The 10,374-nt window shown below is 57.6% G+C and carries 8 protein-coding genes and 1 riboswitch; of the genes, 7 read left to right on the top strand and 1 reads right to left on the bottom strand.

Features of this window, described 5'->3' with window-relative positions; translation table 11 throughout:
- The first annotated feature begins 38 nt into the window (after positions 1–38).
- From GTF44_RS21325 to GTF44_RS21300, 6 genes are all read left to right on the top strand, one after another.
- A complete protein-coding gene (locus GTF44_RS21325; protein WP_171563326.1) occupies positions 39–371 on the top strand; it encodes a transposase in 333 nt (110 codons plus the stop codon).
- A 290-nt stretch (positions 372–661) separates the two neighbouring features.
- Entirely contained in the window at positions 662–1,357 is a 696-nt protein-coding gene (locus GTF44_RS21320) for a bifunctional 2-polyprenyl-6-hydroxyphenol methylase/3-demethylubiquinol 3-O-methyltransferase UbiG (RefSeq protein ID WP_171563322.1), read from the top strand.
- 63 nt (positions 1,358–1,420) lie between these two features.
- Positions 1,421–1,644: riboswitch (cobalamin riboswitch) on the top strand.
- Positions 1,645–1,768: 124 nt separating this feature from the next.
- Positions 1,769–2,203, top strand: coding sequence for a DUF1636 domain-containing protein (locus GTF44_RS21315; protein WP_171563320.1), 435 nt, complete (start codon positions 1,769–1,771; stop codon positions 2,201–2,203).
- An 11-nt stretch (positions 2,204–2,214) separates the two neighbouring features.
- Positions 2,215–3,186, top strand: a complete 972-nt coding sequence (locus GTF44_RS21310; protein WP_171563318.1) for an ABC transporter substrate-binding protein — start codon at positions 2,215–2,217, stop codon at positions 3,184–3,186.
- Between the two features lie 17 nt (positions 3,187–3,203).
- A complete protein-coding gene (locus tag GTF44_RS21305; RefSeq protein ID WP_216365209.1) occupies positions 3,204–4,382 on the top strand; it encodes an iron ABC transporter permease in 1,179 nt (392 codons plus the stop codon).
- Complete coding sequence (locus GTF44_RS21300; protein WP_171563316.1) at positions 4,379–5,152, top strand: ABC transporter ATP-binding protein; 774 nt, start codon at positions 4,379–4,381, stop codon at positions 5,150–5,152. Before GTF44_RS21305 ends, GTF44_RS21300 begins: the two co-directional genes overlap by 4 nt.
- A 220-nt stretch (positions 5,153–5,372) precedes the next feature.
- On the opposite strand, the gene GTF44_RS21295 is transcribed toward GTF44_RS21300, so the two are convergent.
- Entirely contained in the window at positions 5,373–9,449 is a 4,077-nt protein-coding gene (locus GTF44_RS21295) for a HigA family addiction module antitoxin (RefSeq protein WP_171563315.1), read from the bottom strand.
- A gap of 534 nt (positions 9,450–9,983) precedes the next feature.
- Here GTF44_RS21295 and GTF44_RS22680 point away from each other — a divergent pair.
- The coding region (locus tag GTF44_RS22680; RefSeq protein ID WP_171563872.1) for a class I SAM-dependent methyltransferase at positions 9,984–10,374 on the top strand (391 nt) is incomplete at its 3' end.

Here is a 10,374-nt window from a genome sequence, read left to right as displayed (position 1 = left end):
AGCAAAACAGGAACGGATTCTACACCTGAGCGGCCCGGATCAGGGGGCTGGGTCAGAAGCATGATTGCGACGCATGTCCACTCAAGCAGCAATGCTGCCCTAGCGACCCCGGCAGGCGCGTGATGCGATCAATTCATGAAGCGGCTCGAGACGTCGCACGGGATATCCGTAAAACCGATGCCTACATGACTTCGTTCATCCAAAGGCGGAAAGTCGAGATGCTCTTTGCTCATCTGAAACGATACATTGGCGTTCCGATGATGCGGCTCCGAGGACCCAAAGGCGCATACGAACAGTTCCAACTCGCAGCCACAGCACAGAACCTAAGGAAGCTCGCCAAACTGCTTACGCAACCAGAACCAACAGGCTGAGAGGAACAGCCCACCTGCACTCGGCTTCACCCATCGCCTGCTCCAACGTCGACTTCTTCAACACTATCCGGACAAAGCGCGCTTTGGTTTTGCTGAAATCAACGTTCGCTATATCATGTCAACCGAACGAACAGCCGTTTCTGTCTCAGACGGAAAAGCAAGAGCTTTGCCCATTTCATTGAAATCGGCCTCGACCACGAGCAGAACACCACCTATTGCGATACGGCTCTTAAAGACAACGGCTAACCAGAAAGGCCCTGACCATCACCCTTCCAGCAAAAACCCGTTACTTGCAGTTGGGATTGTCCTCCGCCGAAGCCTTCTGGGAGGCGGCGCACGAACAAACGCGCACCAATCCAGTCCGTGCGACGGATGACGCGGTGGAAGAGGCCTTTTGGGAACAGAATGCGACTGACTACGATAGTAGGAGCCCGTTGGCAGCCTGCGCAACGGATTTGGTAGCGGATCTTCAACGGCTTCAGCAGCCCTGTTCTAACTTGCTCGAAATCGGAGCGGGCCCCGGCGCGTTCACCCGGCGATTGGCAAAGGGCCTTGCGAAGGTAACTGTCGTCGAGCCTTCCGCCGCTATGAGAGCGGAGTTTCAAAGACTCTGGGATGGGCCGGATATCGTCAATCTTCTGGACTGCAAATGGGAAGACGCGCCCGACACCCGTGCAGACTTCGTGTTTGGCGCCAATGCCTTCTACCGCATGCGGGATATTCGTGCCGCGTTGTGCAAGATGAATGCATCGGCGCGACATCGCGTCGCTTTGGTTCAGACGGTCGGGAAACCGCATGCCAAACCACTCTCCGTCACATTTATTGGCAAAACGCTGGTGCGCGAACGGGCGGACGTATTGTGCGACGTATTGCAAGAGATCGGTGTGTCGTACCGGCGTCGCGACTATGATGTGCCAAGGCCGGACGGACCAAGCCGCGCGGCGTTGATTGATTGGGCGCCTGTCCAAGACCTCGCCGTGAGGTAAAAGAGAGGCGACAAGAAAGGCACAATGCTGCGCTTTCTTGTATTGACTCGAAAGAGCATAGCGAACAGCGTCTCCCATGATGGTTTCTGCGCGTGCGCAAGTGCGCCGGATGAAAAGGGAACACGGTGCGGCGTTGTCCAAACGTCAAATCCGCGACTGCCCCCGCAACTGTAAGCGGCGAGCCGATCGGCCAAATGCCACTGGGACTAGGGTCAAACCATCCTGGGAAGGTGCCGAAAAGCCTCGACCCGCGAGTCAGGAGACCTGCCATCACCGATTGTAACCTTGGGCGGGGTGCCCAGAAAGGTGATGTTATGACAGTGATCGATCTTCGTCTATCGACCGGCCTGATTGGCCGTACGTCATTGCTCGTCTTGCGCCCCTCCAAAAGTGGTGAGGGGATGCGCCGCCATGACCAGCCTGAACGACGTGTGCCTGTCGGTTTGCACACGGTGCCGCCCGGCGGATTTCCCCGGCGCTGAGACCGAGCGCCCCGGCTATCTGCTGGCCTCGAGAGTCGTGGCGGAAGCGCGCGGAGTGCAAGAGGCACTGCCCGGCCTGTCTGTTCGCGGCATTCGCTGCATGAGCCAATGCAAGCGCCCTTGTGCTGTTGCCTTCTCTGCGCCCGCCAAGTTCACGCTGCTCTTCGGGGATTTGGCGCCGGAAAGCGATGTCGAGGCCATCCTGCATCTTGCCGGGCAATATGCCCAAAGCGCTGATGGCCTGATCCCGCGCGCCGACCGGCCCGCCTGTCTTCGATCCGGCATCCTCGGGCGCGTCCCGCCGTTGGGATACGCGGATGAGATGCTTGACCGAACCTTCACTTTACCATCCAAACCAGTATGAGGACCTCTCGAATGAGACACTTTGGTATCGTTGCCTTTGCCACGCTCCTGCCACTCGCGGCGCAGGCGCAGGACGCGGGTTTTCCCTATGTGGACGAAAACTGCGGCTTCACCTTCACTTATGACGCCCCGCCCGAGCGCGCGGTGACGCTTTCGAACAATGCCACCGAATTGATGCTGGCCTTGGGTCTCGAAGAACACATGGTCGGGACGTCCTACATGGCGAACATGCAGATCAGCCCCCAATATGAAGAGGCCTATAACAGCATCCCGATCCTATCGCCGTTGGTGGCGACGACGGAACAGCTGATCGATGCGGAGACGGACTTCGTCTATGCGGGGTACCCCGACGGCTTCTCCGACAGCCACAATCCGCGCCCGATGCTGCAAGACCTTGGCATCCCGACGCGGCTGAACACCGAAGGCTGCAACCCGGGCCGGTTTGGCTTTGCCGAACTCTATGAAGAAATCCGCTCAATGGCTGGCATTTTCGGCGTACCCGAGCAGGGTGAGGCGCTGATCGCCGATATGGAAGCCCGCATCGCTGCGGTGACTGAAGCACTAGAGGGCGTCAATCCGATCCCAGTCTTCATTTACAACGGTGGCGAAGACACGCCGCGCGCGGTTCTGGGCCACACGATGTTACACCACGTGGTCGAATTGGCCGGTGGCGACAACATCCTGGGCGACGTCGAAAACCGCTATGGTCGTACATCTTGGGAACAGCTGGTGGCCGATGCGCCCGAGCATATCGTGGTGTTCTATTCCGGCACCTCCAGCAGTCAGGTTGTCGAAAACCCGGAGGTCAACTTGGGCCAAGCACGGATTGCCACGCTGGAGGCGAACCCGATCATCGCGGGTGTCCCGGCAGTCGAGAACGATGCCTACACTTTGGTTGTGTCGGTAATCGGACAGCCTGGGCCAAGCTCGATCGATGCGCTGGAACTGTTGGCCCGTGCGTTCCACCCCGAGGCGTTTGAGTAAGCCTTGGGCCCCGACACATGACTGACGCCTCCAATACCTCCAAGCAAGGCGGACCGGCACACCGGGCCGCCTTGCTCGACACCTTGCGGACTCCGACACCGGCCAAAGGAACGCAGGCCTCTTCATCCGGTGTCGTGGCTTCTGTGCCATCGGCGTCGGGTCTGCGCTACCGCCTTGTGGTGCTTGGCATGGTGACCTTGATCGGTGTCGCGGCGCTCTTGGGCGTGATGATCGGGTCAGTTACGATGCCCGCCGGGACAGCGGCAGCAATCTTGTTGCATTGGCTAAGCGGCGGTCTTTTGTTCGATCCGACCTGGCGCGAAGCTTACGAGATCATCATTGTTCAAACCCGCATCCCGCGCGTCATACTGGCGGCTGTGGTCGGCGCCAGCTTGGGCGTGGCCGGTATGGTGATCCAAGCCATCGTGCGCAATCCGCTGGCCGGGCCGTCAATCCTGGGTGTGTCCTCAGGCGCGGCGACCGGTGCTGTGATCGTGATGCGGTTTGGCCTGATCACCTTGGGCGCGTTCACCCTACATATCGCGGCCTTCGTCGGGGGGTTGGTCGCGCTAACCATTGTTTTCTGGATCGCGCGAACCGGCGGGCAGATGACGGCGACGCGGCTTGTACTAGCGGGCATTGCGGTCAGCGCGGTTTTATCCGCATTGACCAGTCTGTTGGTTCTAACCTCCCCCGATCCACAACTGGCGGCCCGCGTCCTATTCTGGACCCTGGGCGGGTTCGGCGGCGCACAATGGAGCCTTTTGCCCATCCCAGTCGCGGCCCTCGTCTTGGGCCTGGCGATCATGCTGGTGCAAGCACGGCGGCTGAACTTGTTGATGGCGGGCGACGAAAGCGCGGTTGCGCTCGGCCTGGATGTGGAGCGTTTCCGGCGCGCAATGTTCATCCTGACCGCCGGGTTGACGGGGATCACTGTGGCCGTCTCAGGCGTCATCGGCTTTGTGGGTCTCATCATGCCCCATATCGTGCGCCTCCTGGTCGGTGCAGACCATCGCAAGGCGCTGCCCGCTGTGGCGCTGTTGGGGGCGAGTTTCACGATTGGCGCGGATTTGGTGGCCCGCTCGATCATCGCACCTTTGGAATTGCCAGTTGGCATTGTGACGGCGCTGGTCGGTGGCCCGTTCTTCATCTGGCTGCTGCGCAGGGATGCCCGCAGTTTTGGGGTAAACCGATGACGATCGTGCCGGGACACTTGTCGCTCGATACGGTCAGTGTCGATGCCGCGGGAGAGCGGCTTGTCGATGCGATCAGCCTCGAGGTTGCGCCGGGCGAGATGGTCGGGTTGCTCGGCCCGAACGGCGCGGGAAAATCAACCTTACTGCGCACAGTCTATGGTATGACTAAACCAGCAACCGGCACGGTGCGGGTCAATGGAAAGGATGTGCAAACCCAAGGGGCAGCGTGGGTCGCGCGCAACGTGGCGGCGGTGTTGCAGGACATGCCGGCGGATTTTCCGCTGACGGTGCGCGATGTCGTCGTGATGGGCCGCTCCCCGCACAAGGCCTTGTTCGAACCCGATACCTCCCATGACCGTGCGCTGGTCGACGCGGCATTGCACCTTCAGCGGTTGGCACCGTTGCAGGACCGCGCTTTCCGTACCTTGTCGGGCGGGGAGCGGCAGCGGGCGCTCCTGGCGCGGGCGCTGGTGCAGCAGCCGTCGATTCTGGTCTTGGATGAACCGACCAACCACCTCGACATCCGATATCAGCTATCGCTTCTGGAATTCATCGCTGAGCTGCGGATCACCGTCATCGCGGCGCTGCATGACCTCAACCTAGCGGCCCGCTACTGCGACCGGATTTGCCTGATGGACCAAGGGCAGATGGTCGCCGTCGGCCCACCGCAAGAGGTGCTGACGCCGGAGCGCATCGCGGCTGTCTACGGGGTCGAGATGTTGGTTCAACAGCACCCGCGTACGGGCGATGTTTTCCTTTTGCCAGCGTAAACGGTGCCAGCACTTGCGGGGTCCACCCGCCCCGCAGGCACAAAACTTCCGGTCCTGTGCTTGTGATGAACCGATCCACTTCGCCTTTGAGCACTGCCAATGACATGGTGTCTTCCCCTAAAATTGATAAACCAACAGTATTCGCCGCGTCAGCCGCCTTGGCCTTATTCAGGAATCGTCAGCGCAAACCTCATTAATTCAAGCTTGATTTGTTCAGGCGTTAATATCGCATGCGTCTGCGGATCATTGCCTCATTGTCTTGCCATTCGGCCTCAGCGATGTACTTGCTAACCATTTCGCGCAGAATTTTCGCCATGCGTGGGTGATCGAACTCGCACGCTTGAGCCCAACCCTCATACTGTTCCGCTAGCTCACGCTCCTGCGCACCGCCCTCTCCCCGCCAGGTCGCGCCGCGCGCATTGTAACGTCCGATTGTGATGCCCCGCTCCATCTCGACGGTATAAAGATCATTGACAGCCTCTCGGACAGGTTCGCAGGGCCACGAACCATCTTCCGCCAAGGGCGCGTGTGCTAGAATTTCCCCAATCTGATAGTCAAGCATGGCGCGATGACCTGTCTTCTCGCTGATGAGTCTTGCCTCGATAATCCATTCCTTCAACTTCTTGGCATGAATGACCCCATGCTCATCAACGCCAGGCACTGATGAAAGCGCACCAATAAATGTGTTCGCGTTTCTGGCTGCCGACTTCTGTTCCTCAGTAAGTTCCACATCTCTAGGATCATCCTTGCCCCTGTACGCCATACGTATGGCCTCGCAGAAGAGAGACGGGTTGTCATTCAACTCGGCCTCAAGGTTAGGAATACGCCCCCTATCGAACCTGAAGACCTCCAAATAGAGGAACTCAAGACTCGCCATTCTCTCACGACCAATTGTCCCGCGCGAATTGAGTATCTTGAACACCTCCTCGATAGAATGACGGTCCATTGAGGATGCTCCCCGCTCTGCTTCATCGCTTCGGGGAAGGGCCTCAAGGATTTCATAGAGCTGCTCGGACTCGATACTCTTCAGGTCCAGATGGACAAACTGCAGCGCCGTTAGACCGCGGCGGGCTTCGATGAGCTTTGTTACAGCGTAGCGCAGCTCATATTCTGTCTGCCTCGCCCAGTGCGCGGACACAGCTTTCCAGTACCCTTCGGAAACTGCTGGGCTTGAGGCTTTGACGGCATCCCACACTGTCTGCCCGAAGCGGCAAAGGCAGAACACGCGCACTAGCTGATCATTGCTCAACTCACCGCGCAGTCCATCAATATAGCCGACCGACTTCTCGTCACCCAACGAGTAAAAGAACCCGTCCAGCAGGAACTGTAGCTTCGTCGATGCCAAGAACTCGCTATCGCCTATGATATGCCGGATGAAGGCGAGTTGATCCTCCTCGGAGCTCATGATCTGTGCGAGGTTGTTCCCTACCAAGTGCGAAGCGCTCCCGGATAAAGCAAGGCGCACAACTCCGGGGACACCTTCTTGTGCCAACACAGCTTCTACAGCAGCTTTTCGTTGTGTGGCGATGCGCACATCTCGCGCCTCGAAATCATGCTCATCGTCATGGATATCTTCCCACGAATTCTCTACCCAAGAATTCTTGAACAGCCATGCGTGTTTCCAGACGATATCGCTGGGCTCCAACTCGTCATAAATATCGCGAGCCTCGCTCACCTTGGCCTTCGTGGCCGTCTTAGGCGCTCCTTTCTTGACATGGCGGCGGGCACTCCTGCTGACACCCACGCGGATGTGTTCCCGTAGCCATGCACGATCCTCGTCAGTGGCTTCTTTTGCCCACTTCACTACGCGCTCCCAAACGCGCGCACGATAGTCGTCTCCGAAACCCTCAAGGCTATCTACTAAATCAGCAAGCTTCTCTCTCGTCATAGGTGCCCAAGAAAGAGCTACTTCAAGACAGTGCTCCTCGAATTTCCATCGTTCTCCGTTGGTTACCACTTCGCCGCTCCCAAAAGCATAGTCACGCCACTTGGGCTTGACGCTGTAGTCGCCAATTCGCGACCGAACGTCATATTGGTCCCTGGCAACCATCCATCCGACTTCTGGATAGTGTTTCACCAATTGATCCAAGACTGCGATCCGCTGCTCTACGGAGGCAGAGGTTTGGGGCATCCAGCTACGAAAGATCGAAAGCAGGCTTTGCATCGCGCTGTTGCCGCTACGATCCTCGGGCTCCAGTTCGCAAAGCCTTGCAAGTACATCCACGACACGCTGCAGGTATTCCGGAGACCATGCCAACAAATCCAACGCCCACAGTAAACCAACCCGTGGATTGCTCGAGAACAGGGGCTCTCCGACTGGACGCATTAAGGCTTGCGTACTCGGATCATTCCTCGCTAAGTCGTGCTCGATTAAACTCAGGAATTCCTCTGGCGCAGCCTCCGCATATCGCTGGAACTCATCGGACTGAGACTCCATTGTCTCGCCGTCCATATTGGCGAAAAGCCTCCTCACCAGCAGCGTTGCCTGCGATTGCGTATCTACACCCAGACGGCCTTTGAAAAGCCCGTTACCGTGAATCGCCAGAATAACCAGGCTATCTGCAATGCCTTCTCTCAGTGCAGAGGATATGTCGCGGATCTTCCCGTGGATGCTGGCCGCCCAGCGTTCATTTTCCGGGAGTTCGAGTGACGGATCGGGCTCCGAAAGCACAAGGTCGGCTGCCTGATAGAAGCGTTCAAGGTCCTCTGCCGTCACTGATTGATGCACCGCATAGAGGGCATCAATTTTGGATACGACCCCCCGGAAGGAGCCTATCGACCAGACGGGCGAACTCTCGATTGGCAGCAGATCGCCGAACTCCCTCTCGACCTCCGCATATCTGTCCTCACCCATCAAATGGCAAAGGACAATTCGGTCAGCTTCGTTGTCATTCTTCCATGCGCCGGCCAGCATGAAAGGAAACACTGTGCGTGCAAGCGAGTTGTCTGCGCTCCATGCCGGTGACTTGATTGCCTGATCTCGTGCCAGGCGGCGACGCAGCACCGTGAGAGACCGGCCCGACTCGTCTTTGAGGCGTTCTATCGCATCACCGTCCAGCCCCATCGTTTCGAGGCCTTTGCGGAATGCTTCTCCGCTGAGAGTATCAAGAACAATATCAGCCTCGCCTTGTACCATCGTGCGCGGGACGATTGATATTCCACCAAGACGCGTTCCCGTCTCAGCCAGCTCAACCTCGGTTTCACGGTTTGTAACGATCGGAATGAAGCGGGATGACTTGTTGGCGAGTTCGGTTAGTGGCCCGGTTTTTGAGAAGACGACCACGCGGTCGCGTATCGCTGAAAGCTCAGGGTCGTCACCGCTCAACATCGCGTAAACGAACGCAAGACCTTCGAGTACCGAGTCTGTCGCGATCCGAAGTGTTCGATCCGCCCCTCTCAAATGTGCAAGGAGCTTCTTACGGGCGATAGTTGACGCTTCGTCGAAAATCTGCGTTGTGAAGGCTGGATCGCAGTCTGCATTCCACTTCACCCAACAACGTTCCAGTGACTTCGTGCCACGAAAGTCTTTGCCGCTTTCGTTGGCAAACCAAACCTGAGTAGGAATAGACTGTTCCATCCATTGCTCAAGATCGCTGGAGTCCAGAACGACAACATCTTTCCATTGTTTTTTGGCCAGCTGTGCTGTTTTCCATGCGTCCATTCCTGGCCAACGCCGGGGCGTAACAAAGACAAATGTCGTCCTAAGCCTCTGGGTTTTAGAGATTGCTTTCACACTCTTTGAAAAGTCGCCGTCGGCTTTCTCTTTGATATTCCGGTTTGTTCCGAACTCCCAGCCGGACGCGCCAATAGGCACCCACGGATTACCTGTCGACGTCTCGACCTCTCCGTCCCAGCCGGGACGCTGGGAGTCGTCATGAGCGGGGAAATCCACTTTCTGAAGACCGTCACAGGTCGAGTGAACTAGCATCCTCAACAACGCCGCTAACTTGGAGCGTGACTCCAAACTGTTTGCCCACTGCTCGATGTCATTTGCTTTCGGGGCAGCAAACGGCGGCACGAAGCTCCTTACAGTGGTCATGTTTGTATTCGCCGCACTCATTCCGGCATCGAAAACACTCTGCATCGCAAGCAGTTCACTCGCGCTCACGCCAAATGCTTTCTCGAGTTTCATGGCCATTTCACTCGAAAGGCTTGAGTTGCCGTTCAAAAGATTCGAGAGGGCGGGCCGTCCGACGTCAACCACCTTGGCTGCTTGGGTTACGCTCATACCCTTCGGAATGACATTGCTCTTAATGTATGGGCCGGGATGGTCCGCGTTGGTGGTCTTGCTCAACATAATTTACTCCCGAAGCGAGTCGCCTTGCAGAAATTGTATCGTGTAGCGCCACACAATACAATCCGTTTGTGGTTCGCAACCTTCGTACTTCGGTGTTTGGCGCCTTTGATAGAGCATAGCGCTCGGCTGAAGGGCGGCTTTTTCAGTCGGCACGGAATGCGCTCGCAGGTGCAGCGAATAACCGTTTCCCTGAAGATTCTGTTGAAGAACTCGGAGTAATTCACGGCGAGATCGTCGCTGGAGAACCAGCGCGAGTTGTTTGGTCCGGACGCTGGCCCAGTCGTCTCGCAAATGGGCTAATTTGACCGGTCAGATCATGCCATGAGCTCCGTTTGAACGGTCTTGGGGCCGAGGATGATGTAGAGGACGAACAGCGATCCGTTCAGCACGGCCCTATCCGGACTTGTGAACGGATTGCATCGAAAAGTCGGCTTTGAGCCCGTTGCGGGGGGTGACTTGACCCTGGCTCGGCAAGCTGCCATGCGCAAAAAACGATGCTACCGGGCGGCACCGTAGCGAGAGGAGTCGACCAGCGTGTATTCAGATCTGGATGAACTCAATCGGAAACCGGAGCCGTTTTCCCGCTACACAACCGATGTGCTCTGGACCGATCCTTGGATCGCGCAGCAAATGCTGAAAATGCATCTGGACGACAGCACGGACTTGGCCTCGCGCAAGAGCCAGACTATCGACGGCACTGTGGCATGGATTGACCGGAAAATCGGCCTGTCTGGCAAGAACGTCTGTGATCTGGGTTGTGGGCCGGGTCTTTATGCAAGGCGGATGGCGACAAGAGGCGCCAGGGTGATTGGCATCGATTTCTCGGCCGGTTCCCTCGACCATGCCAGAACCGAAGCCATCACCCATAAGCTGGATATCGAATACCGAAAAGCAGACTATCTGATCGACGATCTGCCCGACGGGC

Origin of the sequence: Roseobacter sp. HKCCD6576-2 (assembly GCF_013179285.1) — a bacterium.
GTDB classification, from domain to species: domain Bacteria; phylum Pseudomonadota; class Alphaproteobacteria; order Rhodobacterales; family Rhodobacteraceae; genus Rhodophyticola; species Rhodophyticola oceani.
The sequence above is the reverse complement of the archived record's forward strand: the minus strand, read 5'-3'. Positions and strand labels throughout refer to the sequence as shown.